Consider the following 25,088-nt stretch of genomic DNA (forward strand, 5'->3'; position numbering starts at 1 on the left):
CTCGTTCGGGCGCGGTCGCTAGGCCGACAGGCATGGCACGCGACACTGCAGGGTTGATCCGCGACGCGCTCGCGCTCGACGTGGATCAGCGCGCAGTCGTCGCGCGCGCCCTCATCGAGTGCCTCGAAGACGCGTCCGGCGTGGGTGAGAGCGAAGAAGAGTGGCGTGACGAGGCTGTTCGGCGGCTGGCTGAGGTCAGGGCCGGTACGGTGGAGGCGGTGGAGGCGTTGCATGCTGACGAGCACCATGCGCGTCTACGTGCCTCGCTTACTGCATGACCCTGGACCAGCGGGAACCGCAAGGTGCGCGAGGCGGGACTCGAACCCGCACGCCCGAAGGCACCAGGACCTAAACCTGGCGCGGCTGCCAGTTACGCCACTCGCGCTCGCGGGCACGGCCCGCGAAGGACGAGCCTACGTCGTCGTCGGCCGACGATCACCACGTCGACCGACGACGAACACCCCGGTGCTGAACGCGCCTACGCTGCCGCGGCGAGCCCCAGCTCGCGCGCGAGGAGTGCCATGTGCCCCTTGGCCCGCACGTTGTACCGCACCCAGCTCACGACGCCGTCCGGGTCAAGGACCGCGGTCGAGCGGATGAGCCCCTCGTAGGTGCGCCCGTAGTTCTTCTTCTCGCCCCACGTGCCCCATGCCTCGGAGACGGCGTGGTCCTCGTCGGAGAGCAGGTCGAACGGGATCGCGTCCTGCTCGACGGCGCGGGCGAGCCGCTCGACGGGGTCGGGCGAGATGCCGACGAGCGCGTACCCGGCGTCGGTGAAGACGTCGTACCGGTCGCGGGCGTCGCACGTCTGCTGCCGGCACGCCGGGGTCAGGGCCTGCGGGTAGAAGTAGACGATGAGTCCGGTGCGGCCCTCGGCGAGGAGCTCGTCGATCGTGCGGACGGCGCCGGTGTGCGCGGGCAGCGAGAAACCGGGCGCGGCGCTCCCGATCGCGAGCCGCGCCCCTGCGGGGGCAGTCACGCGCCGAGGACCTCGCGCAGGCGCGCGACGTGGCCGTTGGGGTCCACGCCGTACTCGACGTGGGTCAGGCGCATCTCGGGGTCGACGACGAAGGTCGAGCGCTTGTTGCCCGTCTGGACGCCGAACGGGGTCTCGTGCGTGCCCCACGTGCCGTACGCGTCGCCGACCGCGTGGTCCTCGTCCGACGCGAAGGGGAAGGACACGTGGTTGTCCGCCGCGAACGACTCGAGGTCGGCGACGGGGTCCGCGGAGATGCCGACCAGGGAGTAGCCGGCGGCGGCGAGGGCCGCCTCGTTGTCCCGGAAGTCGCACGCCTCGGTCGTGCAGCCGGGCGTTGCGGCCTTCGGGTAGAAGTAGACGATCGCGCCCTTGCCCGAGCCGACGAGCTCGGACAGGACGACCCGCGAACCGTCGTGCGCGGGGAGGTCGAAGTCGGGCGCCTGGTCACCGGCGGAGAGAGAAGTCATGCGCCCATCGTGGCATCACCCGCCCCGTCCGCGCCGGTGCGACCGAGGAAGAGACACGACGACGAGACCCGCGATCACGACCGCCGCCAGCAGCGCGCCGGCGCCCGCGGGCGAGGCGGCGAACAGAGGGAGGACGGCGGGTGCGGCGGCGCCGGCCGCGAACTGGGCCGACTGCGTGACCGAGGTCGCGCCGGCCTCGTTGGTGGGTGTCGAGGCGATCGCGAGGCTCGTGCACAGGATCCGCACGCACGAGGCGGTCGCCCCGCACAGCGCGACGGCGAGCACGAGCAGCCACAGTGCGGGGGAGACCTGGACGGCGAACGTGGCCGAGGCGAGGACGGCCGCCGCCACGGCGCCCATGGCGAGCATCCCGAACCGGTCCGCCCAGGCGCCGGCGAGCCGCGCCGTCGCGAACCCCGCCACCCCGAAGGCGACGACGACGAGCCCGCGCTGCGCCGGTGGCAGGCCGAACCTGTCGGTGGCGATGAGGGCGGCCGAGAGCACGACGAAGTTGGCGGCGAGCTGGGCGGTGGCCGCCATCACCGTCACGGAGCCGAGCCGAGGGTTGAGCAGGGCGCCCCAGGCGGCGGGTGCGGTGGGCACACGTGTGGGCCGGCCCGACGGGGTGAGCAGCGCGAGGACCACGGCGGCAAGTGCGGTGGCGACGAAGGCGATCCGCCAGTCGTGGCCGGCCGCGAGGCCCCCGGCGAGCGGTGACAGCGCCTGACCGGCTGCCTGTGCGGCGGCGAACCCGCCCAGCGCACGCCCGACCCGGCCCCGGTCGGTCGCGGCCACGATGAGCGTGATGAGCACGGGTGTGAGGAAGGCGTTGGCCGCGCCCTGGACCGCGCGGGCGCCGAGGAACAGCGGGAGCGTGGGGACCAGGGCGCACGCCACCGAGGACGCCGCGTAGGAGGCGTAGCCCACGCGGACGACCGTGGCCCGGTCCCACCGGTCGGCCAGGGTGCCGGACACCAGGAGCAGGAGCGCGAAAGGGCCGAGGTACCAGGTGATCGACTGCGAGGCCCCGTGGACGGTGGTGCCGAGCCCCTCGGCGAGCTCGGGCAGCATCGTCGAGACCATCCCGCCGCCGAACGGACCCATGAACCCGCCCACGTAGAGCACCCACAGACGCCGGGGAGCGGTCGGGGGCGGCGTCGTCACCGCGCCAGGGTAGGCCGCGCGAAACGCGGACACCTGCCGGCCGTCGGTCGTGAGAAGCGGCCTCCGTCTGGGCATCTCGATGCGGACGTCCCCGCTATCGTCAGGGATGGGGGCGCGCAATGCTGCGACGGGCCCCGAACTGCGGGTCGGCCGCGCCGCGGTACGACCGACATCGAGACCGAGCTCTCCGCGGCGCTCGGGGAGGCACAGAGGTGGGACATGGTGTCTGATCCGGTGGGCCGCGGTCCCTCGACCCGCACGGCTCGACGTCGAGCCCTCGTCCTGGTCGCCGGCGCCACGCTGCTGACCGCCGCGTGCCAGGGCGGCGGCGACGGCGGGTTGAGGGCGGGTGACGACTTCTCCGTCGTCGCCGCGATCGGTGAGATCCCGGCCGAGGTGGCGGAGGGCGCCGTCTACGTCAGCACGGCGGATCTCGACTCCGCCTGCGAGGCGAACGGGTGCACGCGTCCGGAGGACGCGGACGACGAGGAGGCCGTCCGGGACTGGATGAGTGCGCTGACCGGGGGGCCGGCCGCGCCCGACGGCCCCGTGCACGTCGATCTGCCCGACTCCTTGGGCGGCCGCACGGGAACGATGGCCGACTTCCGCGATCAGGTGGGCTGGTCGCTCGTCGACGTCGACTCGTACGTGTCGTTCGCGGTGCCTCCGTCCTCCTTCACCGTCGTCACCGGTCCCGACGCGCTGAGCGACGAGCTCGTCGAGGTCGACGACGGCGTGCTCTCGACCAGCGACGCCGAGGACGGGTGGGTGGACCCGTCGTCGGCGTCGGCGATCGACAGCCTGGGTCGCCCCGTGCGTCTCACGCAGGACGAGGACCGGACCGCGCTCTCGCTCTCCACGGCCTCGGTGGCCGCGTGGCGTACCGGGCCCGAGAACGCGATCGCCGACGACGAGTCGCTCCTCGCCGTCGCCGGCGCGATGGACGACGCGGGGGTGGTCTCCGCGGTGCTCGCCCGCGACGACTTCACGGTGCCGGACGACGCGGTGGGTCCCGGAGGCGCGCACCTGCCTCCCTTCGAGACCGTCGCCGTCGGCTGGAGCGGCGGTGACGACACCGCGATCACCGTCGCCTACGGGACGGGTGCCGGCCAGGAAGCGGAGCAGCTCGCCACCGCGCTGCAGGACATGTTCGACGAGGACGTGACGTCGGCGTCCGGGACGTCGGTGGGCCGCCCGCTGAGCGACTTCCTTGTCCTGGACGACGTCACGGTCGGGGACTCGCTCGTGACGGCCACCGTGCGACCCGCGGCCGAGGGGCGCCCCAGGACGGTCGTGGAGATGCTGCATGTGCGCGACCTGCTGTTCAGTCACCGGTAGCCGCTCTCCCGGCCCCGACGGGTTGCCGGTCGGCGCCGCTGTGCGTGACCTCACGGCGTGCGGACGGACCACGGACTGGGAGGACGCGCCTCCGAGCGGTAGAGTGATTCCTCGGTTCACACGGGTCGGTCGCGCGCAGCGCGAGCCCCTCGGACCGCGCACCGCTAGCTCAACGGCAGAGCAGCTGACTCTTAATCAGCGGGTTCTGGGTTCGAATCCCAGGCGGTGTACAGCAGGAAGGCCCCGGCCGCGGACATCCGCGGCCGGGGCCTTCGTCGTGCCGCTCGCCCGCCGTCGCCGTGCGCGTCCGGCGGCCTCCGAGTAGCGTCGTGTCACGAGGGCGTAACGGCGCACGGGGGAGCCCCGCGGAAGCGGGTTCCCGATGCGGGCGGCGAGCGCCCACACCCCAAGGAGGCACGCCATGAGTCACAACGGCAAGCATGTCGCCGATCCGCACGAGGGCGGCGACGAGGGCGAGGTCGGGCACAGCCCGAGCGAGTACCAGCACCGTCCGGACAACCCGGACCAGCCGGACAACCCGCAGGCCGAGCACACGGACCGTTCCGCCTACATGCACGACGGGTCGGACGGCGGGGGCGGCGCCGGCCGCACCCACGACGGCGGCGTCCTCGGCGGCGCCGGTGTCGAGGGCGACGCGGGCGGGACCCTGCGCCCGGACGGCGCGGACCGGCCCGACGCCTGACATCCCCTGCACGTAGCTGAGCAGTCCACCCGTACGACACATTCGAACGAGGGAGAAGCATGATCAGCATCAACGATGTCGGTGGCATCCTCGCCGCGAAGACGCCCGTCCACGGAAGCGACGGCAAGATTGGCACGGTGGGGCAGGTCTTCCTGGACGACTCCAGCAACGACCCCACCTGGATGACCGTCAACACCGGGCTGTTCGGCACCAAGGAGACGTTCGTCCCGCTCGACGGGGCGACCTACGAGAACGACGAGATCGTCGTGCCGTTCACGAAGGACGCGGTCAAGGACGCGCCGCGCCTGGACGTGGACGAGAACCTCACTCCCCAGCAGGAGAGCGAGCTCTTCGAGCACTACGGACTGCAGGACCGCTACGCGGGCTGGGACCAGCAGCCCGGGATCGCCGGCGACGCGCGCCAGGACGGGACCGCCCCCATGGCGGACCAGCAGGGAGCGCCCGTCGCCGGTGCCGGTCACGCCGGCGCACCGGCCGAGGGGGCCGTGGCGGGCCCGACCTTCCGCGACGACCGTCCGGACTCCGCACGCCCGGACGCCCCCACCGCGGACGGTCAGCCCGTCCAGGCCGACTCCGACCTCGCGGTCCCGGCCGCCGCCGCCGGTGGCGCCGCCACGGGCGGCGCGCTCGCCGGCCCGCCGCACGTCGGGCCGGGCCGGGTGTCCGAGGACGGCGCCCCTGCCGGCGCCCACGACGAGCGTCCCGTCCAGGCCGGAGCGCCCGTCGGCGACGCGCGCCTCGGCGACGCGCCGGTCCAGCCGCGCGCCGGTGAGCACGTCGGTCCCGCGGGGGCTCCCGCCGCACCCCACGAGCAGGGGCATGCTGGAGCGGGCGAGGTCGACCGTCCGCCGCACGAGCGTGAGCACGGCGTCCCGGGCGAGGCTCCGGTCCCGCCGCACGAGCGTGAGCACGGCGTCCCGGGTGAGGCTCCGGTCCCGCCGCACGAACGTGAGCATGGCGTCCTGGGTGAGGCTCCGGTCCCGCCGCACGAGCGTGAGCACGGCGGTCCGGCCGGTGGTCCTCCGGTCCCGCCGCACGCGCAGGGTGGGGCCTCCGATCAGGCGGGCCAGCAGACGGGTCGGATGCGGCTGCGCCGCTACACGGTGACGGAGACCTTCGCCGAGGACGGCACGCCGGTCACGAGCGAGGACATCCACATCGAGCGGGACCCCGCGGGTCCCGACGCGGGTGCGGACGGCGACGCGGGTCGCCACGCACGTCCCTGACCTGCTCCTTGCCGGCCGGGAGCCGAGCCGCCTGACCCTCGGGTCGGCGGCCGGCCCCGGCCGGTGCCGTGTCCGCAGGGCGCGACGTCAGGTGCGAGGGGTCAGCGCTTCTTGCGCATCGTGCTGCGTCGCTTGCCGCCGCCGGAGCGGCGGCGCGAGGACCCCGAGCCGAACCGCCCGCCGGAGCTCCGCCGGCTGGAACGACTCGACCTGAAGCTACCGCCGAAGCTGCTGCGACCGGACCCGCCGGAGCGTCCCGACCTGCGGGACCGGCCCGATCCCCAGCCGCTCCGGCGGTCACGACGCTCGTAGCCGTCGTCGTACCCGCCGTAGCCCCCGCGTACGCGCGAGACCCCGCGGGCAATGTTGATGATCGCGAGGATGACGATCGCGATGATGACCCAGGTCATCGCTGCTCTCCCTTCGCACGCGAGCGGAGGTACTGCTCCTCGAGGCTGAGGCCCGCTCCGAACCCGACGGGTGATCCGGCGTCGTCGGCCGGACCGTGGCCCGCGGTCACTGCGGGCTCGGTCGACGGCCGGTTCCGCAGCTCGAACATGCGGATCTCGTGCTCCCGCCGCCGCTGCGCCTCGCGGTGGGCCATGACGCGCTGGACGATCTTGACGACGATCGACAGCACCATCAGCGCGGGCACCACGTAGAACATCCACGGCACGCCTCCGGCGAAGGGGCCGGGGAAGCCCGCCGTGGCGGGGCCGAGAAGGGCGGTGGTCGTCGTCATGGCGACATGGTCCCACCGGAGAGCTGCTCCGGGAGGGGCTCCACCCGGGGAGTTCAGGCCATCGCCACGACGGTTCAGCGCCGCATGACCTTCCGCGCCAGCCAGTTCCCGAAGAACTGCACGCCCTGGACGAGGATGACGATGACGATGACGGTGATGATCGTGAGGATCCAGTCGAAGCGCTGGTAGCCGTACGTGAGCGCGAACGCGCCGAGCCCACCGCCGGAGATCATCCCGGCGAGCGCAGACATGTCGACGATCGCCACGAAGATGAACGTGTACCCGAGGATGAGCGGTCCCAGCGCCTCGGGGATGACGACCGTGCGGATGATCCGCCACGGAGAGGCGCCCATGGCACGGGCCGCCTCGATGAGCCCGGGGTCGAGCGCCACGAGGTTCTGCTCGACGATGCGCCCGGTCGCGAAGGACGCCATGACCGCGGCGGGGACGATGAACGCCTCGGTCCCGATCCGGGAGCCGACGATCTCGATCGTCACCGGCCCCATGACGGTGAGGAAGATGATGAACGGGATCGGCCGGACGAAGTTCGTCAGGACGTTGAGGAAGCCGAAGACCCACCTGTTGGCGAGGACGCCGCCGCGCCGCGTGGCGTACAGCAGCGTGCCGAGGACCAGTCCGAGCACGCCGCCGATGAGCAGTGTGGTCCCGACGATCTGCAGCGTGACGAGGAAGGCCTCGAGGAAGACGTCCCAGTTGTTGGCCCAGTCGAACTTCATCGCTGCGCCTCCTCGTCGGTCGTCGGTCCCTGTGCGGACGCCGGGGGCGCGGGGGGTTCGTCGTCGGGCTCGGGGATGTGGACCGTGACCTCCGCGACGTCGGACAGGGCGCCGACGAGCGCCTCGATCGCGGGGTCGGTCCCGGTGAGCGCGAAGGTGAGCGAGCCGAGCGGGCGGTTGCCGACGTCGGTGATGCCCCCGTACACGAGCGCCGCCCTGACCCGCGGGTGCTCACCGAGCGTCTCCGCGATGCGGGCGGACGAGCCGCGCTCCTCGCGCACCGCCACGGTGGTGAGCAGGGCGCCCGGGTGGGTCTCCCGCAGGGCGCGCAGCGTGTCGGGCCGCGGCTGGTCGCGCAGCGAGGTCGCGACGAAGCGCCGCGTCGTCTCGTGCTGCGGGTCCGCGAACACGTCGTAGACGGTGCCGGTCTCGACGACCTCGCCGTGCTCCATGACGGCCACCCGGTCGCAGAGGTGCTTGACGATGTCCATCTCGTGGGTGATGAGGACGATGGTGAGGCCGAGCTCGTCGTTGATCCGCCGCAGCAGGGCGAGGACCTCGCGCGTGGTCTCGGGGTCGAGCGCGGACGTGCACTCGTCGGCCAGCAGGATCCTCGGGCTCGGCGCCAGGGCCCGGGCGATGCCTACGCGCTGCTTCTGGCCGCCCGAGAGCTGGTCGGGGTAGGCGCGCTCCTTGTCGGCGAGGCCGACGAAGTCGAGCAGCTCCTTGACGCGGGCGGTGCGGCGCTCCTTCGACCAGCCGGCGAGGCGCAGCGGGTAGGCGATGTTCTCGGCCACGGACTTGCTGTTGAAGAGGTTGAACTGCTGGAAGATCATCCCGATCTCGGGGCGTACCGGCCGGATCTGCCTCTCCCGGAGCCCAGAGATCTCCCGGTCGAGCACGAAGACGCGGCCGGACGTGACCGGCTCGAGGCCGTTGACGAGGCGGACGAGCGTCGACTTCCCGGCGCCGGACCAGCCGATGACGCCGAAGATCTCACCCGCCTCGACCTGGAGGCTCACGTCGCGTACGGCGCGCACCTCCCCGGACCTGCCGGTGTAGGTCTTCGACACGCCGTCGAAGGAGATGACTGTGCTCATGCGGGGTGCCCCTCACGGTGGCGGCGGAGCGCGACCGTGAGGGGTCGCGCTCCGCCGGTGGTGGTTCGTCGGTCGTCCGGTCCCGGTCAGCCCTCGGCGAGAGAGGCCTCGACCTCGGCGAGGATCTCCTGCAGCTCGGCCGGGTCCTGGTCCGCGATCGACGCCGTGCCGCCCGAGGCCTCCTGGAGCGCGTCGACGACCTCCTGCTCGTGGAAGATCTCGACGAGGCGGGCGTAGGTCTCGTTGTCCGCCTGGTCGGCGGGGGCGGCGAAGACGTTGATGTACGGGCGCGCACCCTCGGACTCGGCGGAGTCCTCGAAGATCGCGTCGGCGGGCGTGAGTCCGGCGTCGGCGACGAAGTCGTTGTTGACGACCGACGCGGCGACGGAGTCGAGCGCAACGACGGTCTGGGTCGCGTCCATCGGGGCGACAGTCACGCGCGAGGCGCCCTCGTCGACGTCCGTGGGGTCGGGCACCACGCCGGCGTCCTCGTTGAGCGTGACGAGTCCGGCCTCCTCGAGGACGAACAGGGCGCGCGCCTGGTTGGTCACGTCGTTCGGGATGGCGATCTCGGAGCCGTCCGGGATCGACTCGACGTCGGTGAACTCGGTCGAGTACACGCCCAGCGGGTAGACGGCGGTGGCCCCGATCGGGGTGAGGTCGTCACCGGTGTCGGCGTTGTGCTGCGCGAGGTAGAGCAGGTGCTGGAACTGGTTGAGCTCGAGGTCGCCGTCCGCGAGCGCGGGGTTCGGCTGCGTGTACTCGGAGAAGTCCTCGATCTGGATGTAGATCCCCTCCTCCTCGGCGAGCTCGGTGAAGATGTCCCACTGCGGGTCGGCCGCGCCGACCACGCCGATGCGGATGGGGGAGTCGGCCGAGGCGCCGCGCTCCTCACCGTCGGCCGGCTCGTCGGACGAGCAGGCGGCGAGGGCGAGGGGGAGGGCGGCGGCGAGCGCGAGGAGCGTGCCTGCGCGGCGGGTTCGACGAGTGGTCATGGTGATCCCTGTTCGTGCGGAGGGGCCGGGGGGTGCCCGGGAGAACGAGGAGCACTCTGCATCGCGCCGCCGCGCCGGACGGGGCCGCATCGGGCTGTCTCACATGCTGGCCAGGGCGTCGTGAGCCACGGCACGGACGGGCCCGCCGTGGCTCCCGGTGGCGTCGGGCAGCCCCGGTGCGGTGTCGCAGGTAGATTGCGGTTCATGTCGACGACGCCTGTAGTCACCCTTGCCACGTGGTCCGGAGCGCCGGAGCTGAGCGACGACGAGCGAGGACTGCCCGACGCGCTGCGTGCCCGCGGCATCGACGTGCGCGTGAAGGTGTGGGACGACCCCACCGTCGACTGGCAGGACGCGGGGCTCGTGGTGGTCCGTGGCGTGCGCGACTACGCCCAGAAGCTCGACCAGTTCCGTACGTGGACGAACTCGTTGCGCCGGGTGCTCAACCACCCCGACGTCATGGAGTGGAACACCGACAAGCACTATCTGCTCGAGCTCGAGAAGCGCGGCATGCCGATCATCCCCACCGTCTGGCTCGAGCCCGACCACGGCTACAACAAGCACCAGATCCACACGCGCATGCCGGCCTTCGGCGACTTCGTCGTCAAGCCCGCGGTGTCCTCGGGCGGGCGCGGCACGGGGCGGTACACCTCGACGGACGCGGCCTCGCGCCAGGAGGCGATCCTCCACGCCGAGCGTCAGCTGAAGAAGGGGCGCACCGTCATGGTCCAGCGCTACCTCGACCAGATCGACCGCGAGGGCGAGATCTCGCTCATCTACTTCAACGGCCTCTCCGAGCACATGGTCGTCAAGGAGCCGATGCTCCACCCCTCCTTCCGCTCGGTCGACGACGTCCACGAGGAGGTCGTCTCCTCCCGCGAGGCCTCCGAGGAGGAGTGGCGCTGGGGCGAGCAGATCCGCAAGTCCATCCACGGCTACATCAAGGACCGGCTCGGCCGCGACGAGCAGCTGCTGTTCTGCCGCGTCGACCTCGTGCGCGACGGCAAGGGCGGCTTCTACGTCATGGAGATCTCGCTCATCGACGGCTCGCTGTACCTCGGCGCCGTGGACGACGGCCTCGAGGCGTTCGCCGACGCGATCGCGGTGCGCGCCTTCTGGTGACGGCGCCGGTATGACGGAGGGGCCGGGTCCGCAGCGTGGCGGACCCGGCCCCTCGTTCGTGCCGTCCCGGATCGGTGACCCGGGTGGTGCGGTCAGGCGCAGCCGCAGCCCTGGCCACCGCAGCAGCCGCCGCCGGTGGCGGAGACGTCGGTGAGCCGGAAGGTCGTGGCGGTGTCCGAGCCGGTGGCGCGGGCGGTGTCCTCGGTCGCGTGCGTGCTCATGGGCGCTCCCATCTCGTCGCGTCGGGCCGCCGGGGATCGACGACCGTCGGTGTCGACCCTACCCCCATATCGATGCCTGTCGATCCGTTCTATGCTGATCTCATGACGACACACCCCGACCTCGGCCTCGTGGCGGTCTCCCGCGAGCCGACGACGGACGGATGCTGCGCCCCGGACGCTCCGGCGATGACGGAGGCGACCGCTGCGGAGGTCGCCGCGGTCGCGAAGGCGCTGGCCGATCCCGTCCGTGCCCGCCTCTTCGCCCACATCGCGGCGACACCGGGCGCGCGGGTGTGCTCGTGCCACATGCCGGAGCAGCTCGGGGTGGGCCAGTCGACGCTCTCCCACCATCTCGGCCGGCTCGTCGCCGCCGGGCTCGTCGACCGCTCGCAGGCCGGTCGATGGGCGTACTACACGGCGCGGACCGTCCCGCTCGCCGAGGCGATCGTCGCGGCGGCCACACCTCCGACGACGACGCCGCGCGACTGAGCGGACCGGACCTATCGTGGGGCGATGACCGGTCAGCGACCCGTCTGGGAGTTCGTCCACGCACCGCCGCGGTCCGTGCCCGGTGCCGTCACCGCTGTCGGCTACCGCGCCCACGGTGCTCCCGAGACGGTGCACCGTGGACTTCCGTCCGCCGGTCTCACCTTCATCATCGCCCTCGACGACGGGGTCCGCGCCGCCGCCTCGTCCGAGGAGCTGGCCGCGACGCGGCCGACGCGGATCCTCCTCGGCGGGCTGCACCGCACCGCGAGCCTTGTGGATCAGCGCAGCGACCAGGCGGGCGTCCAGCTGGCCCTGCACCCCCTTGCCGCCCGCTCCGTCCTCGGCGTGCCGGCCGCCGAGCTGAGCGTCACCGACTTCGACGGCACCTCTCTCGTGGGCGCGTGGGGCGACGAGCTCGCCGGTCGGGCGGCGGAGGCGAACGGCTGGCGGGAGGTCTTCGCCCACCTCGTCGGCGCCCTGGCCCGCCGGTACGACGATCGGGCGGCCGTCCGGCCGGAGCTCGCCCACGCGTGGCACCTGCTTCAGCGCACGGGCGGGCGGATCCCGGTGCGCCGGCTCGCGGGCGAGGTCGGGCTCTCGGAGCGGCACCTCTCGACCCTCTTCCGGCGCGAGATCGGTGCCGGCCCGAAGGCGGTCGGCGGGCTCATGCGGTTCGAGCGCGTGGTCGCCGCGATCTCCGCGCAGGTCCGTGGGGGTGGCACCGACCTCGCCCGAGCGGCAGCCGAGACCGGGTACGCCGACCAGGCCCACCTCACCCGGGAGTTCACGCGCCACGTGGGGATCCCGCCGACGGCCTGGATCGACGAGGAGCGCCGAAACATTCAAGCCGGCGGGCACGGCGGAACGGCAGCATCGGACCATGAGCGACAACGAGCAGACCACCACGACCCCCACCTCACCCGCCGCCTGGATCACGCTCCAGGCACGTGACGCGAAGGCCCTCATCGACTTCTTCGTCGACGCCCTCGGCTTCGTGTCGACAGCGACCTACGACGACGGCGACGTCGTCCACCACGCCGAGCTCCGCCGACCCGGCACCTCCGGCGGCATCATGCTCGGCACGTACGACGCCGACAAGCCGTGGGGGCGCGAGCCCGGCTCGGGGACGGCCTACGTGGTCGTCCCCGACGTCGACGCGCTGTACGAGCGCGCCACCGCCCAGGGCGCCACGATCATGCGTCCGCTCGACGACACGGACTACGGGAGCCGCGAGTTCGGCGTCGACGACCCCGAGGGCAACAGCTGGACGTTCGGCACCTACCCCGGGGCCCCGCTTCCCGAGTGACGTTGCGGCGGCCCGTCGGCTTGCGGACGCCCTGCCCGGTTGGCACCGTGGCGGGGTGGACCTCTCGCAGCAGATCGCGGCCGTCGGACGCGTCGTCGAGGCCGCGGACGGCGAGCACTCCGTGGTCCTCACCCAGACGTTCGGCGCGAAGGCCGCCGAGCTCTGGTCCGCCTTCACCGACCCGGCCCGCCTGGCGACGTGGCTCGAACCCGTCGAGGGCGACCTGCGCGAGGGCGGCCGCTACCGGCTGACCGGCAGCGGGACCGAGGGCACGGTCGAGCGGTGCGTGGAGCCCGGCGCGCTCGAGGTCACCTGGGAGTACGCGGGCGACTCGAGCCGGCTCGGCGTGTCGATCGTGCCCTCCGGCGGAGGCACCACGGTGACGCTGCGGCACACGGTGCCCGCCGACGACCACTGGGACGAGTTCGGTCCGGCCGCGACCGGGATCGGCTGGGACGGAGCGTTCCTCGCCCTCGCCCTGTTCCTCGCGGGCGACCCACGCTCCACGCCGGAGGCCATGGGCGAGTTCAGCGCGTCGGCCGCCGGCCTGCGGTTCGTCGCGGAGCTGGCGCGCGCCTGGGAGTCCGCGCATCTCGCGACGGGGGTCGACCCTGGGGCGGCCGCCGCAGCCGCCGCACGATCCTCCGCGTTCTACCGCGGCGAGTCCGAGGAGTAGGTCAGGACCGCAGGTCGATCTCGCCGACCGAGGGGACCACGCTCACGTCCGCGGCGACGTCGTCCGGGTCGATGATCCCGGGCAGGCCGACGAGCCACGCCTCGTAGCCCTCCGCCCGCAACCGCGCGACGAGGTCACCGAGCATCCGGGCCGCCGTCGCGTCGACCGACGTCGCGGACGTGGTGTCGACGACGACCGACCGGTGCTCCGGCGGGTTGTCCGTCACGACGCGGACCACGGCCTCGACGCTCGAGAAGCGCAGGGGGCCCTGGAGGACGTAGGTCGTCGCGGAGCGCCCGTCGATCAGCTCGACGCTGCCGCGGTCCCGGATGACCGAGCGCGTCAGCGGCGGGACGCTCATGAGGTGCAGCCCGAAGTCGTGACTGAGCCGCTCGAAGATCTCCACGCCGCGGGCGCTCGACCCGTGCTCGTCCAACGGCGGGGAGAAGGAGGCGACGCCGAGCTGCCCGGGCAGGGCGCCGATGAGCCCGCCGCCGACCCCGCTCTTGGCCGGGATGCCGACGTCGGTGATCCAGTCGCCCGCGGCGTCGTACATCCCGCAGGCGAGCATGACGGACAGGGTCTGGCGCACGACGTCGACGGGGACGACCTGCTCACCGGTCACCGGGTTGGTGCCGCCGTTGGCGAGGGTGGCGGCCATGACGGACAGGTCGCGCGGGCTCGCACGGATCGCGCACTGGCGAGTGTACCCGCGGACGGCGGCGTGGGCATCGATGGTGAGGATGTCGTAGCCGTAGAGCATGTGGGCGATCGAGAAGTTGCGGTGCGCGGTGTCCATCTCGGAGCCGTGCACCTTCTCGTCCACCTCGAGGCGGCGCCCGGCGAACGCGGAGAGCCCGGCGAGGACCAGCTCGTCCCGTTCCTCGTCGGTGATGCCGGGCTCGCCGACGAGCGCGTGCGTGGCCAGGGCGCCCGCGTTGATCATCGGGTTGTACGGGCGCTTGGACACCCCCTCGAGCGTCATCTCGTTGAACGCCTCGCCGGAGGGCTCGACGCCCACCTTCTCCTCGACGGCGGCGATGCCCCGGTCGCGCATCGCGAGGGCGTAGACGAACGGCTTCGAGATCGACTGGATCGAGAGCATCGTGTCGGCGTCGCCCGCCGCGTACGTCACGCCGTCCGTCGTGGTCAGGGCGACGCCGAGGAGCGTCGGGTCGACGTGGGCGAGCTCGGGGATGTAGGTCGCCGGTTCGCCGCGTGCCGGGCCCGTGGCTGTCGCGGCGACGATCTCGTCGAGGTACTCGGAGACCTGGGAACGCATGGCACCATCGTCACATGACCGACCCCTACGCGCCGTCGCCGACCGCCGGCGAGAAGCGCTCGTGGCTCGTGCCGCTGATCATCGGTCTCGCGGCGCTCGCAGCCTTCGGCGGGTTCGCCTGGGGCCACGCCGACGCGACGGCCCTCGGGCTCGACGAGGAGGGCGTGCAGACCGCGGCGATGGTGGTGGCCGGGGCGGCCGCCGTCGGCACCTTCGGACTCGGCAACCTCGTGGCCACGCTGCTCGGGCGGGAGCCCGGCAAGGAACGGGCGGTGGCGGTCGGTATCGGGCTCTCGGTGCTGCTCCTCGTGGTGGCCGCCGTGCTCTTCCTCGTCGTCCACCCGATGGTCGTCGACCTGTAGCCGGTCCGGTCACGGGCGCCGGACGGTGCACCACCGGCAGGAACACGCGTCGCGCACGCGGTGTTGTCGTACACATGGAACCGACAGCAGTGCTGTACGAAGGAACGCCCGGTGCGCGCCTGAGCACGCCGAGCCTGACGGTCGTGGGGGCGGAGGGCAGCGACATCGTCACCGAGGCCCTCCGGCTCGCGGGGGAGGGGTGGACCCGGCTCGAGCTGTGCGGGGGGCTCCCCGTCGACGTCGCGTCCGAGGTCCTCGACGCGCTCGCGACGGAGGAGCGCGAGGAACCGGTCCGGGTCGGGCTCAACCGCTACGGGTTCGAGTCCCTCGAGCTCGTCGCCGACTTCAAGCGCGCGTTCGACCGTGGCGAGGCCGCACCGCAGGTCTTCCTCGTGCCGGCCCGGCGGGAGGTCGCCCGCGTCGAGCACGCCGACGTGACGATCATCCCGGTCGGCTCGCTCCGCGAGACCGAGGGCCTCGCCGGCGACCTCGCCGGCGACCTCGCCGCCGCCGGCGTCGGGATGATCGAGCTGTACGGCGGGCTGGGGACCGACCACGCCGCCGCGGTCTGGCGCGGGTCGGGCGGGCGCATCCCCGTGGGCTTCGTCGGGTACGACGACTGAGCGCACGAGGAGGCGGCCATGACTGACGAACCCGGTGTCGGGCCCGCGGGCGGGGACCAGGACGGCCAACCACCCAGGATCGACTCGGACGCGACCGCCTCGGACGCCACCGCCGCCGATCGGCGTGCGGTGGAGACGGCCGAGCGTCGGGAGCGCGCGCGGCGCGAGCACGAGCGCGACATCCGGGTCACGCGTGAGGTGACCGAGCGCAGCGGGCAGCGCAACCGCTACTGGATGGTGGCGGTCCTCGCGGCCCTCTCCATCTCGGCGGGGTACTTCGGCTTCACCTGGGGGGAGGTCGACGCCGCCGACGCCGGGGCGGGCGAGCGGACGGCCACCGACGCGGGTGCCGTGCTGGCGCTGGCGGCGATGCTCGGCACGCTCGCGGTCGGACTGCTGCTCATGCCCCTGGTGCTGCGCCGGCGAGCCGTGACCACGATCGTGCTCGTCGTGCTCGCCCTCGTGCTCGCGGTGGGTGCCGCTGCGCTCGCGCTGTGGGCGTACCCGGCCGTGCGTTAGGCGCACGAGGGCTCCCCGCGGACACTGGTGCGAGCTCTGAGCGCGGATCATCGATGCGTGGAAGGCCCGGTGCCGGTCGGTCGGCAGTGTGCGGGGCGCCCACGCGCCCCTGGAGCCGGATGACGCGGGACGTCATCCGGCTCAGGGAGCGGGTGTCATGCGGTCGACACTCGGCCGCGCTAGACGAGACCGAGGATCTGCATCCCGCCGAGGACGGCGACACCCAGGACGACCAGGATCCCCAGCACGTTGGACACCGTCCCGTTCACGTGCTTGCCGAGCATGTCCTTCCGGTTCATCACGACGATGAGGAATGTCGCCAGCACCGGCAGGGACAGGCCCGCCGCGTACTGCGTGACGATGATCAGTGCGACGACGTCGGTGTTGGTGGCGGACAGGATCGCGCCGCCGGTGAGGACGACGATCCAGATCCCCCGGAACCGCCAGCTCTTGAGATCACGGCCCCAGCCGAGCACCCCGGCGGTCGCGTAGGCCGCCGCCATCGGGGCGGTGATGGCGCTGGTGAGCCCCGCAGCCATGAAGCCGAACCCGAAGAAGTACTCGGCGGCCGGACCGAGTACCGGTTCGAGCTGGCGGGACATGTCGGTGGCGGTCTCGATCGAGTAGCCGGTCCCGTAGAACGCCGCCGCGCCGGTCGCGAGGATCGCGGCGGTGACGAGGCCGCCGATGGTGATGGAGAACCAGGTGTCGGTCCGCGACTCCTTCAGCGCACGGGTCGTGGGGACGGAGTCCGGCCACTTCTCCTGGACGGTGCTCGCGTGGAGAAAGAGGTTGTACGGGACCACCGCGCTCCCGATGAGCCCGACCAGGGTGATCAGTGAGCCCGCAGGGATCGTCGGGACGACGAGTCCGCGAAAGAGCTCGCCGAGGTCCGGCTGCACCATGATCGCCGTGACGAGGAAGGTGATGCTCATGAGGACGACGAGGGCGATGAGCACCCGTTCGACGACCTTGTAGCGCCCGTAGAAGAGGAGGGCGAAGACGATCGCGTACGTCACCAGGACGAAGACCCACCGCGGTGCCCCGGTGAGGATCGACATGCCCGTCGAGGAGCCGGTGACGTTGCCGGTGGCGAACGAGAAGCCGCCCACCCCGATCGCGAGTAGCACGAGGACGACCATGAAGCCCTTGGCGAGTGGGTGATGGAACGTCGTCCGCAGCGCCTCGCCGAGACCCTGGCGGCTGACGATCCCGAGCCTCGCGGACATCTCCTGAAGGATGATCGTCGCCACGGTGGCGAACACGACCGACCACAGGACGACGAAGCCGTAGTCGGCGCCGGCCACGCTCGCGGTCGTGACCGACCCGGGCCCCATGAAGGCGGCCATGACGATCAGACCGGGACCGAGGTACCGGTACCGACGCCAGAAGCTCACGCGCTCCTCGGGTGCACCGTCGGGCCCGCCGGGTGTCGGCGCGGGCCGGGAGATCTCGTGCTCAGCCATCGCTCGTCCCTCCGACCCGGTTGGTGAGAGTGCCCAGCCCGGTGGCGCTCACGGTGACCTCGTCACCAGGGGCGAGGAATCGCGGCGGATCGAAGCCGATCCCCACCCCTGCCGGAGTGCCCGTCGCGATGACGTCGCCGGGCCGGAGCGTCATACCGGCCGACAGCGTGGCGATCAGCGTCGGGATGTCGAAGATGAGGTCCGCCGTGGTGGCGTGCTGGCGCCGTTCGCCGTTGACGTGGCACTCGAGAACGATCTCCTGACCGTCGAGCTCGTCACGGGTGACGGCCCACGGACCCATCGGGCAGAACGTGTCCATCGACTTGCCGATGAACCATTGCTTGTGCTTCTGCTGGAGGTCTCGGGCGGTGACGTCGTTGATCAGCGTGTAGCCCCACACGTGCTCGAGGGCGTTCTCTGCCGCGATCCCACGCCCGCCCCTCCCGATGATGATCGCGAGCTCGGCCTCGTAGTCCAGGCTCTGCGTGAGCCGTGCGTGCGGCTCGATCGTGTCACCCGGGCCGACGACAGTGGTCGACGGCTTGGTGAAGATGATCGGAGCGTCGGGCACGGCCGTGGACCCGCCGGTCGCGTCGAACCCGCTCGCGGCGAACTCGTCGGCGTGCTCACGGTAGTTCTTCCCGACGCAGAAGATGTTGCGCCGAGGCTCCGGGATCGGGGCTGTCAGGCGGACGGAGTCGAGTGGTAGAGGATCCTCCGTGCGCGGTGCCGTGATCGACGCACGGATCAGGTCGACGAGGTCGGCGTCGCCCGCTCCCGGCTCGCTCGCTGCGATCGGTCCGACGGAGCCGTTCTCCGCGGAGAGGATGCCCAGCCGGGCCGAGCCGCCGGTCGTGAATCTGACGAACTTCATGTGCAACCCCCGTTGGTTGGGATTAGTCAAGGTTGGTTGACCAATCATGCGTGATGCACGCTACAGACTGAGGCCGCGGTCGACAACATGTGGGCGCGGCGGCGTACCCTCAAGCATTGGTTGAATTGGTTCGGATCGTGCTCAGGGACGGAGGTCAGCCGTGGTTGGACTGTTCGGTCCCGTCGCCGCCGTGGCCGTGCACATCGAGGGCGAGATCGACGTGCTCGAACCCGGTGCGCGGCTCCCGACCGAGCGTGTGTGGGTCGAACGGACGGGCCAGAGCCGCAGCGTGGTCCGGCAGGCGCTCGCCGCGCTGGAGGCGCGTGGCCTGGTCGTTCGCCAGGTCGGGCGCGGAACGTTCGTCGCCGATCGGCCGGCGGAGGCGGAGCGTTCCTCGGTCGCCGTCGACAGCAGCCCGGAGGAGATCATGGCGACCCGGCTGCTCGTCGAGCCCGGTTCGATGATCCTGGCCGCTCGTGCTGCGAGGACCACCGACCTGGCGGAGATCGCTCGCTGCGTCGTGGGTGGCGAGGAGCATCCCGACTACGACGAGTTCGAGTCGTGGGACGGCGCCTTCCATCGAGCACTCGCCGAGGCGACGCACAACTCGCTGGTGGTCCACGTCTGCGACCTCTTAACGAACGCGCGGGGGCATCCGTCATGGGTGAGCCTCAAGAGGCGTAGCTTCACCCTCGATCGTCACCGGGAATACTGCACCGACCACCGCGCCATCTCGGAAGCGTTGGCGGGTCGCGACGGGCCGGCTGCGGAGGTGGCGATGCGTGCCCACCTGCTTCGGGTCCGCGGCTACCTGCTGGGGGATCCGCCCCCGTAGTGGCCTATGCGGCTTCCGTTCGCGGAGCTGCCACCGCGTCGGTCAGACCTGCACCGCGCCGAGGACGTCGAGCACCTCCTCGGGTGAGCCGGCCGCGCGCAGCCGGTCGACCTCGGCCTCGTCGAGGAAGACCTGCGAGAGCCGGGAGAGCACCTGCAGGTGGTCGTCGCCGCTTCCTGCAATGGCGACGACGAACTCGGCCCGCTGCCCGCCCCAGTCGAGACCCTCGGCGTAGCGGACGAATGACAACGAGGTGCGGCGGACGAGGCCCCGGGCGGCGTCGGTCCCGTGCGGGATCGCGAGCCCGTTGCCGACGAGGGTGGAGACCGAGCTCTCGCGCTCGTGCATCGCGGCCACGTACTCCTCGGGGACGGCGCCAGAGGCGACCAGCAGCCGCCCGGCCTCGTCGATCGCGTCGTCGCGGGTGCGTGCGGTGCCGTCGAGGACGATCGACTCCGGCGCGAGCAGGCCGTGCCTCGGTGGCGCGGCGGTCGCGACCGCAGCGGCGCCGTTCTCGCTGCCCACCGGGGTGGCGGCCTGGGTGCCGGCTCCGACCGGGGTGGCGCCCCCGCCGGCAGCTGCGGAGCCGTGCGCCGCCCCCGTCGTCCCGTCCGTCTGCTCCTGGAGCAGGGCGACGACGTCGTCGTACCGCGGGCTGGCGAGGAAGTCGTCGACGGAGACGTGGACGGCGGACGGCGTGCGCCCGCGGGCGCGCTCGGTGAGGTCCTGGTGCGTGACGACGAGGTCGACGTCGTCGGTGAGGCTCGAGATCGCCCGGTTGACCACGGTGACGTCGGTGAAGCCTGCCGCGTGCACCTTCTTGCGCAGGACCGAGGCGCCCATCGCGGACGAGCCCATGCCGGCGTCGCACGCGAAGACGATCGTGCGGATCGGACCCGACCGGTCCCCGCCGGCGACGAGGGTGGAGGCGATCGAGCTGCGCCCCTTCATCGCCTCCATGTCGGCCGTGGCCCCGGCGAGGTCCTCGGAGCCCGACCGCCCCGTCCGCAGCAGGACGCCGGCGACCACGAAGGTGACGGCCGCCGACAGGACGACGGACAGCGTGACTCCGACGAGGCTGCCGGCGGGCGACTGCAGGAGCACCGCGATGATCGAGCCCGGCGCGGCCGGTGCGCGCAGCCCGGAGTCGAGCAGCAGGTTGGTCGCCACGCCGGTCATGCCGCCGGCGATCATCGCGACGATGAGCACGGGCTTCATCAGCACGTACGGGAAGTAGATCTCGTGGATGCCACCGACGAACTGGATGAGCGCGGCGCCCGGCGCGGACGCCTTCGCCATGCCCGTGCCGAACACGGTGAACGCGAGGAGCAGCCCGAGACCGGGGCCGGGGTTCGCCTCGATGAGGAAGAGGATCGACTGTCCCTCCGACGCGGCCTCGGCCGTCCCGAGCGGGGTGAAGACGCCGTGGTTGATCGCGTTGTTGAGGAAGAGGACCTTCGCGGGCTCGACGAGCACGGACGTCAGCGGCAGGACGCTGTTGTCCACGAGGAGGTCGACCACCCGCTCGGCCGCGCTCGAGAACGCGGAGACGAACGGCCCGGCGGCGAGGAACCCGACCACGGCGAGGACCATGCCCCAGATGCCGGCGGCGAAGTTGTTGACGAGCATCTCGAAGCCGGGACGGATCCGGTCGGCCCACAGCGCGTCGAGCTTCTTCATCGACCAGCCGCCGAGCGGGCCCATGACCATCGCGCCGAGGAACATCGGGACGTCGGCGCCGGCGATCGCGCCCATCGTGGCGATCGCGCCGACCACGCCGCCCCGGGCCGTGTCGCCGTACATCATCCGGCCGCCCGTGTAGCCGATGAGGATCGGCAGCAGGTAGGTGATGGTCGGCCCGACGATCCCGCCGCCCTCGGCGCCGGCACCCCAGCCGCCGAAGTGCTCGACGAACCCGTAGCCGCCCTCGTACCCGAGGACGCGGTCGCCGACGAGGGTGATCCACCCGGCCTCGATGAACAGGGCGGTGATGAGCCCCCACGCGATGAACGCGCCGATGTTGGGCATCACCATGTTCGACAGCGCCGTGCCGAACCGCTGCACGGCCACCCGGGCGCCCCGCCGGGGGCGGGCGTCCTCCAGGGCCGGCCTCGCGTCAGTGGGTGCGGACATCTCTCCTCCTCGAGATCGACGCCGGCCGCCGTCGGCCGACGCTCTGCCACGCGTCAATGTGACGATGAAACCACACGAACCCATCTGAAGCCAAGTAAACAACGCTGGCAGAATCTGTGAGCATGTGGCTATGCTGGGTGCTGGCGGCCGGAACCGGCGCCGACGGTCGACCGAGGAGGACCGATGAAGGCCCTGCGCTTCTACGCACCCGAGGACGTCCGGCTCGAGGACGTGCCGGAGCCGACGTGCGGACCCGACGAGGTGAGGATCCGCGTGCGGAACTGCTCGACGTGCGGCACCGACGTCAAGATCTTCCACAACGGGCACCAGAACCTCAGCCCCCCGCGGACCACCGGGCACGAGATCGCCGGCGAGATCGTCGAGGTCGGCGCCGACGCGGTCACTCCGGACGACCGGCCGTGGCAGGTCGGCGACCGCGTGCAGGTGATCGCCGCCGTGCCGTGCGGCCGGTGCCACGAGTGCCTGCGCGGCTGGATGGCCGTGTGCCAGAACCAGACCTCGGTCGGCTACCAGTACGAGGGCGGGTTCGCCGAGTACATGGTCGTGCCGCGCGAGGTCCTCGCCGTGCACGGTCTCAATCGGGTCCCCGACGGCATCGGGCTCGACGAGGCGTCCGTGGCCGAGCCGCTCGCCTGCGTCATCAACGCCCAGGAGCTCCTCGGGATCGAGGAGGGGGACACGGTCGTCGTGTTCGGCGCCGGCCCGATCGGCTGCCTCCACGTCCGCGTCGCCCGCGGCGTGCACGGCGCCGGCCAGGTCCACCTCGTCGACGTCAACGCCGATCGGCTGGCGATGTCCGCGGCCGCCGCCCGCCCGGACGGGACGATCGACGCCTCGCAGGTCGACGTCGTCGAGCGGGTGCTCGAGCTGACCGACGGGCGCGGGGCCGACGTCGTCATCACGGCGACGGCGGCGAAGGTCGCCCAGGAGCAGGCCGTCGCGATGGCCGCCCGCAACGGGCGCATCTCCTTCTTCGGCGGCCTGCCGAAGAACGACCCGGTCATCGCCCTCGACTCCAACGTCGTGCACTACCGCCAGCTCCACATCCACGGCGCGAACGGGTCCGCCCCCGAGCACAACCGGCGGGCCCTCGAGCACATCGCCTCCGGGCGCGTCCCGGTCGCCGACCTCATCACCCACCGCGTGCCGCTGGGCGACGTGCTCCATGCGTTCGACCTCGTGCGCACCGGGGCCGGGATCAAGGTGACCGTCGAGCCGTGAGCGCCCGCCGCGCATAGCATCGGCCCGTCGGGTCGCGAGGGAGGAGCACGGTGTACGCAGAGGAACGGCAGCAGGCCGCCGCGAGGCTCGTCCTCACGCGCGGCCGCGTCTCCGTCACGGAGCTCGCCGAGGAGTTCGACGTGACGAGCGAGACGGTGCGGCGGGACCTCGGCGTGCTCGAGCGGATGCGGCTCGTGCGCCGGGTGCACGGCGGCGCCGTGCCCGCCGCGTCCCTCTCGGCGATCGAGTCCGGGCTCGACGAGCGCGACGTCACGCGGTCGAGGGAGAAGGAGCGGATCGCGCTCGCGGCGCAGCGCTTCCTGCCGGACGACGGCGGCACGGTGGTGATCGACGCCGGGAGCACGACCGGACGCTTCGTCACTCTCGTCGGCCCTGGCGCGACGTTCGTCGCCTTCACCCACGCGCTGCCGATCGCCGCCGGCCTCGCGCTCCTGCCCGAGGTCGACCTCCACCTGCTTCCCGGACGGGTCCGGCACACCACGCAGGCCGCCGTCGGCTCGCCCACGACCGAGGCCCTCGACCGGGTCCGCGTCGACGTCGCGTTCCTCGGGACGAACGGGATCAGCGCCGAGCACGGCCTGTCCACCCCCGACCCGGAGGAGGCGGCGGTCAAGGCGGCCCTCGTCCGGGCGGCGCGCGTCGTCGTCGTGCTCGCGGACTCCTCGAAGTTCGCCCGCGACGCGACGGTGAGCTTCGCCGACCTCGCCGACGTCGACGCGATCGTCACGGACGCGGCGGACGTGCCCCTCCCGCGCGCCCTCCTCGAGGACCTCGGGATCGAGCTCGTGGTCGCATGATCGTCACCCTGACGGCGAACCCGTCGACCGACCGGACGGTGGTCCTCGGCGGCCGGCTCGTCCGCGGCGGGGTCGCCCGCTCGACCGGGGCGAGCGCCCAGGCCGGGGGCAAGGGCGTCAACATCTCGCGCGCCGCGGTCGCCGCCGGCGTCCCCACTCTCGCCGTCCTCCCCGCCGACGAGGGATTCGCCCACGAGCTCGCCGCCGCGGGGATCGAGTGCCGCACCCGGCAGCCGGCCGGCCCGGTCCGGGTCAACCTCACGATCACGGAACCGGACGGCACGACGACGAAGATCAACCACCCCGGCCCGGTCGCGGACAGTCGTCTGCTCGACGGGCTGCGCGACGACGTCGTCTCCCTCGCGGCCGGCGCCGACTGGGTGGTCCTCGCGGGCTCGCTCCCGCCGGGCGCGCCGGACGGCTGGTACGCGGAGATCGTCGTCGACCTGCGGGGGGCCGGCGCGCGGATCGCCGTCGACACCAGCGGGGCACCCCTGGCGGCGCTCGCGGCGGCGCTGCCCGCGGCGGCGCCGGACCTCATGAAGCCCAACGGCGAGGAGCTGGCGAGCCTGACCGGCGCCGAGCCCGAGCGCCTGGAGCGGGACCACCGGGCCGCCGCGGACGCCGCCCTCGAGCTCGTCGCCCGAGGGGTCGGCGCGGTGCTCGTCACGCTCGGCGCCGGGGGAGCGGTGCTCGCCACGTCGGACGGGGCGTGGCATGCCCCGGCCCCGGTCACCGAGGTCGTCAGCACCGTGGGCGCCGGCGACTCCAGCCTGTTCGGCTACCTGCTCGCGAGCGAACGAGGCCTGGCGCCCGAGGAACGGCTCGCCCACGCGGTCGCCTACGGGAGCGCCGCCGCGGGACTCCCGGGCACCACCATCCCGCGCCCGGCCGACGTGGAGCCAGGTCGCGTCCGGCCCGTCCGGGTCGCGGCCGCCCGGCCCGCACCGACCGCCTGATCCGGGCAGGGGGGCGCCGGCCCGTGCGGGTCGGCCTCAGTCCCGCTCGACGGCGAACAGCCCGGGATAGCCGACGACCAGTCCGTCGTCGTCGACCGTGATCTCGCGGGAGAAGTCGGAGTCCATCGACTCGTAGAGGTAGAGGTGCGTGTCGAGGCGCGTGTAGCGCTGGGGGTCGGTCGTCACCTCGAGGGACGGGGTGTCGACGTAGGCGCAGACGATCTCCGCGGAGGCGCCGAGGTCGAGGTCGAGCCGGCGGATCGGCAGGGTGTTCGTGAACGGGCTGAACGACAGGTCGATGTCGAACGCGTCCGAGAGGTCGTCCCGGTCCTGGCCGTCGACGCTCCAGAGGCCCGTGGGTGAGCGATGGACCGACAGGGCGCGGCCGTCGCCGGAGCCCACCGTGAGGTGGAGGAAGTCCCAGTCGTGGGTGAGGGTCGCCCGGTAGGAGTACCGCTCCTCCCCGGCCGCGACCACGCCGATGGCGACGAGGCTCGCCGCCTGGTGGAGCTCGAGGTCCTCGTGCCCCTCGATGTCGAGGCGGTTCCACCTGCGGGTCGACGACTGCATGACGATCCTCCGGACGACGGGGGCGGTCGGGCCTCGACGAGGATCGCGCCGGACGACGCGGTCGTGCAACTCGGGCTGCGTCGTGCGGCCCGGGGTCATGGGGATCGCCCGGGCCGCTG

The 25,088-nt window shown here is 72.5% G+C and carries 30 protein-coding genes and 2 tRNA genes; 17 read left to right on the forward strand and 15 right to left on the reverse strand.

The window, feature by feature from the left end:
* Positions 1-32 precede the first annotated feature (32 nt).
* Positions 33-278, forward strand: a complete 246-nt coding sequence (locus ACZLMO_RS15565) for an addiction module protein (protein WP_463654253.1) — start codon at positions 33-35, stop codon at positions 276-278.
* Positions 279-303: 25 nt separating this feature from the next.
* Here the strand turns inward: ACZLMO_RS15565 and ACZLMO_RS15570 are convergent.
* From ACZLMO_RS15570 to ACZLMO_RS15585, 4 genes are all read right to left on the reverse strand, one after another.
* Positions 304-385, reverse strand: a tRNA-Leu gene (locus tag ACZLMO_RS15570).
* 93 nt (positions 386-478) lie between these two features.
* Positions 479-979, reverse strand: coding sequence for a peroxiredoxin (locus tag ACZLMO_RS15575; RefSeq protein WP_463654254.1), 501 nt, complete (start codon positions 977-979; stop codon positions 479-481).
* Positions 976-1,446 carry a peroxiredoxin gene (locus tag ACZLMO_RS15580; RefSeq protein WP_463654255.1) on the reverse strand — a complete coding sequence of 157 codons (471 nt, stop codon included), beginning with the start codon at positions 1,444-1,446 and terminating at the stop codon, positions 976-978. Before ACZLMO_RS15580 ends, ACZLMO_RS15575 begins: the two co-directional genes overlap by 4 nt.
* Before the next feature lie 15 nt (positions 1,447-1,461).
* Entirely contained in the window at positions 1,462-2,610 is a 1,149-nt protein-coding gene (locus ACZLMO_RS15585; RefSeq protein ID WP_425715028.1) for an MFS transporter, read from the reverse strand.
* Between the two features lie 219 nt (positions 2,611-2,829).
* Between ACZLMO_RS15585 and ACZLMO_RS15590 the strand changes: the two genes are divergently transcribed.
* From ACZLMO_RS15590 to ACZLMO_RS15605, 4 genes are all read left to right on the forward strand, one after another.
* Complete coding sequence (locus ACZLMO_RS15590; RefSeq protein ID WP_463654256.1) at positions 2,830-3,948, forward strand: hypothetical protein; 1,119 nt, start codon at positions 2,830-2,832, stop codon at positions 3,946-3,948.
* Positions 3,949-4,106: 158 nt separating this feature from the next.
* Positions 4,107-4,178, forward strand: a tRNA-Lys gene (locus ACZLMO_RS15595).
* A gap of 191 nt (positions 4,179-4,369) precedes the next feature.
* A complete protein-coding gene (locus ACZLMO_RS15600) occupies positions 4,370-4,651 on the forward strand; it encodes a hypothetical protein (protein ID WP_463654257.1) in 282 nt (93 codons plus the stop codon).
* A 59-nt stretch (positions 4,652-4,710) separates the two neighbouring features.
* Positions 4,711-5,898: a PRC-barrel domain-containing protein gene (locus ACZLMO_RS15605; RefSeq protein WP_463654258.1), complete on the forward strand. Its 1,188-nt coding sequence runs from the start codon at positions 4,711-4,713 to the stop codon at positions 5,896-5,898.
* A gap of 101 nt (positions 5,899-5,999) precedes the next feature.
* Here ACZLMO_RS15605 and ACZLMO_RS15610 read toward each other — a convergent pair whose 3' ends face one another.
* The 5 genes from ACZLMO_RS15610 to ACZLMO_RS15630 form a co-directional block, all read right to left on the reverse strand.
* A complete protein-coding gene (locus ACZLMO_RS15610; protein WP_463654259.1) occupies positions 6,000-6,308 on the reverse strand; it encodes a hypothetical protein in 309 nt (102 codons plus the stop codon).
* The gene (locus ACZLMO_RS15615; RefSeq protein WP_463654260.1) at positions 6,305-6,640 is read right to left on the reverse strand and encodes a hypothetical protein; all 336 of its coding nucleotides are present in this window, start codon (positions 6,638-6,640) and stop codon (positions 6,305-6,307) included. The genes ACZLMO_RS15610 and ACZLMO_RS15615 overlap by 4 nt, the downstream gene beginning before the upstream one ends.
* A 74-nt stretch (positions 6,641-6,714) precedes the next feature.
* A complete protein-coding gene (locus ACZLMO_RS15620; RefSeq protein WP_463654261.1) occupies positions 6,715-7,377 on the reverse strand; it encodes a methionine ABC transporter permease in 663 nt (220 codons plus the stop codon).
* On the reverse strand, positions 7,374-8,477 hold the full coding sequence (locus ACZLMO_RS15625; RefSeq protein ID WP_463654262.1) for a methionine ABC transporter ATP-binding protein: 1,104 nt from the start codon (positions 8,475-8,477) through the stop codon (positions 7,374-7,376). Before ACZLMO_RS15625 ends, ACZLMO_RS15620 begins: the two co-directional genes overlap by 4 nt.
* A gap of 86 nt (positions 8,478-8,563) precedes the next feature.
* Complete coding sequence (locus tag ACZLMO_RS15630; RefSeq protein ID WP_463654263.1) at positions 8,564-9,472, reverse strand: MetQ/NlpA family ABC transporter substrate-binding protein; 909 nt, start codon at positions 9,470-9,472, stop codon at positions 8,564-8,566.
* 204 nt (positions 9,473-9,676) lie between these two features.
* Here ACZLMO_RS15630 and ACZLMO_RS15635 point away from each other — a divergent pair, with 204 nt between their 5' ends.
* The gene (locus tag ACZLMO_RS15635) at positions 9,677-10,594 is read left to right on the forward strand and encodes an ATP-grasp domain-containing protein (protein WP_425715018.1); all 918 of its coding nucleotides are present in this window, start codon (positions 9,677-9,679) and stop codon (positions 10,592-10,594) included.
* A 92-nt stretch (positions 10,595-10,686) separates the two neighbouring features.
* Here ACZLMO_RS15635 and ACZLMO_RS15640 read toward each other — a convergent pair whose 3' ends face one another.
* Positions 10,687-10,815 (reverse strand): hypothetical protein, encoded by a 129-nt coding sequence (locus ACZLMO_RS15640; RefSeq protein ID WP_463654264.1) that lies wholly within the window; start codon positions 10,813-10,815, stop codon positions 10,687-10,689.
* Positions 10,816-10,917: 102 nt separating this feature from the next.
* Here ACZLMO_RS15640 and ACZLMO_RS15645 point away from each other — a divergent pair, with 102 nt between their 5' ends.
* Genes ACZLMO_RS15645 through ACZLMO_RS15660 form a run of 4 tightly spaced genes read left to right on the forward strand, consistent with a single transcriptional unit; the run spans position 10,918 to position 13,286 of the window.
* Positions 10,918-11,304: an ArsR/SmtB family transcription factor gene (locus ACZLMO_RS15645; RefSeq protein ID WP_463654265.1), complete on the forward strand. Its 387-nt coding sequence runs from the start codon at positions 10,918-10,920 to the stop codon at positions 11,302-11,304.
* A gap of 24 nt (positions 11,305-11,328) precedes the next feature.
* Entirely contained in the window at positions 11,329-12,255 is a 927-nt protein-coding gene (locus tag ACZLMO_RS15650) for a helix-turn-helix domain-containing protein (protein WP_463654266.1), read from the forward strand.
* Entirely contained in the window at positions 12,185-12,610 is a 426-nt protein-coding gene (locus ACZLMO_RS15655; RefSeq protein ID WP_463654267.1) for a VOC family protein, read from the forward strand. The genes ACZLMO_RS15650 and ACZLMO_RS15655 overlap by 71 nt, the downstream gene beginning before the upstream one ends.
* Before the next feature lie 55 nt (positions 12,611-12,665).
* The gene (locus tag ACZLMO_RS15660) at positions 12,666-13,286 is read left to right on the forward strand and encodes an SRPBCC domain-containing protein (protein ID WP_463654268.1); all 621 of its coding nucleotides are present in this window, start codon (positions 12,666-12,668) and stop codon (positions 13,284-13,286) included.
* A 1-nt stretch (position 13,287) separates the two neighbouring features.
* Here ACZLMO_RS15660 and glsA read toward each other — a convergent pair whose 3' ends face one another.
* Positions 13,288-14,568: a glutaminase A gene (glsA, locus tag ACZLMO_RS15665; protein WP_463654269.1), complete on the reverse strand. Its 1,281-nt coding sequence runs from the start codon at positions 14,566-14,568 to the stop codon at positions 13,288-13,290.
* Positions 14,569-14,582: 14 nt separating this feature from the next.
* Between glsA and ACZLMO_RS15670 the strand changes: the two genes are divergently transcribed.
* From ACZLMO_RS15670 to ACZLMO_RS15680, 3 genes are all read left to right on the forward strand, one after another.
* Complete coding sequence (locus tag ACZLMO_RS15670) at positions 14,583-14,930, forward strand: hypothetical protein (RefSeq protein ID WP_425715010.1); 348 nt, start codon at positions 14,583-14,585, stop codon at positions 14,928-14,930.
* 74 nt (positions 14,931-15,004) lie between these two features.
* Positions 15,005-15,553: a DUF6506 family protein gene (locus ACZLMO_RS15675; protein WP_463654270.1), complete on the forward strand. Its 549-nt coding sequence runs from the start codon at positions 15,005-15,007 to the stop codon at positions 15,551-15,553.
* 18 nt (positions 15,554-15,571) lie between these two features.
* Positions 15,572-16,072: a hypothetical protein gene (locus ACZLMO_RS15680; RefSeq protein WP_463654271.1), complete on the forward strand. Its 501-nt coding sequence runs from the start codon at positions 15,572-15,574 to the stop codon at positions 16,070-16,072.
* A gap of 179 nt (positions 16,073-16,251) precedes the next feature.
* On the opposite strand, the gene ACZLMO_RS15685 is transcribed toward ACZLMO_RS15680, so the two are convergent.
* A complete protein-coding gene (locus tag ACZLMO_RS15685) occupies positions 16,252-17,538 on the reverse strand; it encodes an Nramp family divalent metal transporter (protein ID WP_463654272.1) in 1,287 nt (428 codons plus the stop codon).
* Positions 17,531-18,412, reverse strand: a complete 882-nt coding sequence (locus tag ACZLMO_RS15690) for a fumarylacetoacetate hydrolase family protein (protein WP_463654273.1) — start codon at positions 18,410-18,412, stop codon at positions 17,531-17,533. The genes ACZLMO_RS15685 and ACZLMO_RS15690 overlap by 8 nt, the downstream gene beginning before the upstream one ends.
* Before the next feature lie 190 nt (positions 18,413-18,602).
* Here ACZLMO_RS15690 and ACZLMO_RS15695 point away from each other — a divergent pair, with 190 nt between their 5' ends.
* Entirely contained in the window at positions 18,603-19,247 is a 645-nt protein-coding gene (locus ACZLMO_RS15695; RefSeq protein WP_463654274.1) for a FadR/GntR family transcriptional regulator, read from the forward strand.
* Positions 19,248-19,289: 42 nt separating this feature from the next.
* On the opposite strand, the gene ACZLMO_RS15700 is transcribed toward ACZLMO_RS15695, so the two are convergent.
* Entirely contained in the window at positions 19,290-21,380 is a 2,091-nt protein-coding gene (locus ACZLMO_RS15700; RefSeq protein ID WP_463654275.1) for a PTS mannitol transporter subunit IICBA, read from the reverse strand.
* Positions 21,381-21,563: 183 nt separating this feature from the next.
* On the opposite strand from ACZLMO_RS15700, the gene ACZLMO_RS15705 reads away from it, so the two are divergent.
* From ACZLMO_RS15705 to ACZLMO_RS15715, 3 genes are read left to right on the forward strand one after another with little or no spacing between them, the layout of a single operon-like run.
* Entirely contained in the window at positions 21,564-22,622 is a 1,059-nt protein-coding gene (locus tag ACZLMO_RS15705; protein WP_463654276.1) for a zinc-dependent dehydrogenase, read from the forward strand.
* Positions 22,623-22,672: 50 nt separating this feature from the next.
* The gene (locus ACZLMO_RS15710) at positions 22,673-23,440 is read left to right on the forward strand and encodes a DeoR/GlpR family DNA-binding transcription regulator (protein WP_463654277.1); all 768 of its coding nucleotides are present in this window, start codon (positions 22,673-22,675) and stop codon (positions 23,438-23,440) included.
* The gene (locus ACZLMO_RS15715; RefSeq protein WP_425715004.1) at positions 23,437-24,399 is read left to right on the forward strand and encodes a 1-phosphofructokinase family hexose kinase; all 963 of its coding nucleotides are present in this window, start codon (positions 23,437-23,439) and stop codon (positions 24,397-24,399) included. The genes ACZLMO_RS15710 and ACZLMO_RS15715 overlap by 4 nt, the downstream gene beginning before the upstream one ends.
* Positions 24,400-24,435: 36 nt before the next feature.
* On the opposite strand, the gene ACZLMO_RS15720 is transcribed toward ACZLMO_RS15715, so the two are convergent.
* The gene (locus ACZLMO_RS15720) at positions 24,436-24,969 is read right to left on the reverse strand and encodes a putative glycolipid-binding domain-containing protein (protein WP_425715003.1); all 534 of its coding nucleotides are present in this window, start codon (positions 24,967-24,969) and stop codon (positions 24,436-24,438) included.
* Positions 24,970-25,088: the final 119 nt, after the last annotated feature.

It is taken from the genome of Georgenia sp. G2120 (genome assembly GCF_055326485.1).

Coding starts and splice junctions, on each gene's coding strand:
- ACZLMO_RS15705 (WP_463654276.1), top strand. CDS start 21,564: ATGAAGGCCCTGCGCTTCTACGCACCCGAGGACGTCCGGCTCGAGGAC.
- ACZLMO_RS15680 (WP_463654271.1), top strand. CDS start 15,572: ATGACTGACGAACCCGGTGTCGGGCCCGCGGGCGGGGACCAGGACGGC.
- ACZLMO_RS15685 (WP_463654272.1), bottom strand. CDS start 17,538: ATGGCTGAGCACGAGATCTCCCGGCCCGCGCCGACACCCGGCGGGCCC.
- ACZLMO_RS15645 (WP_463654265.1), top strand. CDS start 10,918: ATGACGACACACCCCGACCTCGGCCTCGTGGCGGTCTCCCGCGAGCCG.
- ACZLMO_RS15690 (WP_463654273.1), bottom strand. CDS start 18,412: ATGAAGTTCGTCAGATTCACGACCGGCGGCTCGGCCCGGCTGGGCATC.
- ACZLMO_RS15700 (WP_463654275.1), bottom strand. CDS start 21,380: ATGTCCGCACCCACTGACGCGAGGCCGGCCCTGGAGGACGCCCGCCCC.
- ACZLMO_RS15720 (WP_425715003.1), bottom strand. CDS start 24,969: ATGCAGTCGTCGACCCGCAGGTGGAACCGCCTCGACATCGAGGGGCAC.
- ACZLMO_RS15600 (WP_463654257.1), top strand. CDS start 4,370: ATGAGTCACAACGGCAAGCATGTCGCCGATCCGCACGAGGGCGGCGAC.
- ACZLMO_RS15580 (WP_463654255.1), bottom strand. CDS start 1,446: ATGACTTCTCTCTCCGCCGGTGACCAGGCGCCCGACTTCGACCTCCCC.
- ACZLMO_RS15610 (WP_463654259.1), bottom strand. CDS start 6,308: ATGACCTGGGTCATCATCGCGATCGTCATCCTCGCGATCATCAACATT.
- ACZLMO_RS15670 (WP_425715010.1), top strand. CDS start 14,583: ATGACCGACCCCTACGCGCCGTCGCCGACCGCCGGCGAGAAGCGCTCG.
- ACZLMO_RS15605 (WP_463654258.1), top strand. CDS start 4,711: ATGATCAGCATCAACGATGTCGGTGGCATCCTCGCCGCGAAGACGCCC.
- ACZLMO_RS15635 (WP_425715018.1), top strand. CDS start 9,677: ATGTCGACGACGCCTGTAGTCACCCTTGCCACGTGGTCCGGAGCGCCG.
- ACZLMO_RS15630 (WP_463654263.1), bottom strand. CDS start 9,472: ATGACCACTCGTCGAACCCGCCGCGCAGGCACGCTCCTCGCGCTCGCC.
- ACZLMO_RS15565 (WP_463654253.1), top strand. CDS start 33: ATGGCACGCGACACTGCAGGGTTGATCCGCGACGCGCTCGCGCTCGAC.
- ACZLMO_RS15655 (WP_463654267.1), top strand. CDS start 12,185: ATGAGCGACAACGAGCAGACCACCACGACCCCCACCTCACCCGCCGCC.
- ACZLMO_RS15625 (WP_463654262.1), bottom strand. CDS start 8,477: ATGAGCACAGTCATCTCCTTCGACGGCGTGTCGAAGACCTACACCGGC.
- ACZLMO_RS15650 (WP_463654266.1), top strand. CDS start 11,329: ATGACCGGTCAGCGACCCGTCTGGGAGTTCGTCCACGCACCGCCGCGG.
- glsA (WP_463654269.1), bottom strand. CDS start 14,568: ATGCGTTCCCAGGTCTCCGAGTACCTCGACGAGATCGTCGCCGCGACA.
- ACZLMO_RS15640 (WP_463654264.1), bottom strand. CDS start 10,815: ATGAGCACGCACGCGACCGAGGACACCGCCCGCGCCACCGGCTCGGAC.
- ACZLMO_RS15590 (WP_463654256.1), top strand. CDS start 2,830: ATGGTGTCTGATCCGGTGGGCCGCGGTCCCTCGACCCGCACGGCTCGA.
- ACZLMO_RS15675 (WP_463654270.1), top strand. CDS start 15,005: ATGGAACCGACAGCAGTGCTGTACGAAGGAACGCCCGGTGCGCGCCTG.
- ACZLMO_RS15615 (WP_463654260.1), bottom strand. CDS start 6,640: ATGACGACGACCACCGCCCTTCTCGGCCCCGCCACGGCGGGCTTCCCC.
- ACZLMO_RS15715 (WP_425715004.1), top strand. CDS start 23,437: ATGATCGTCACCCTGACGGCGAACCCGTCGACCGACCGGACGGTGGTC.
- ACZLMO_RS15620 (WP_463654261.1), bottom strand. CDS start 7,377: ATGAAGTTCGACTGGGCCAACAACTGGGACGTCTTCCTCGAGGCCTTC.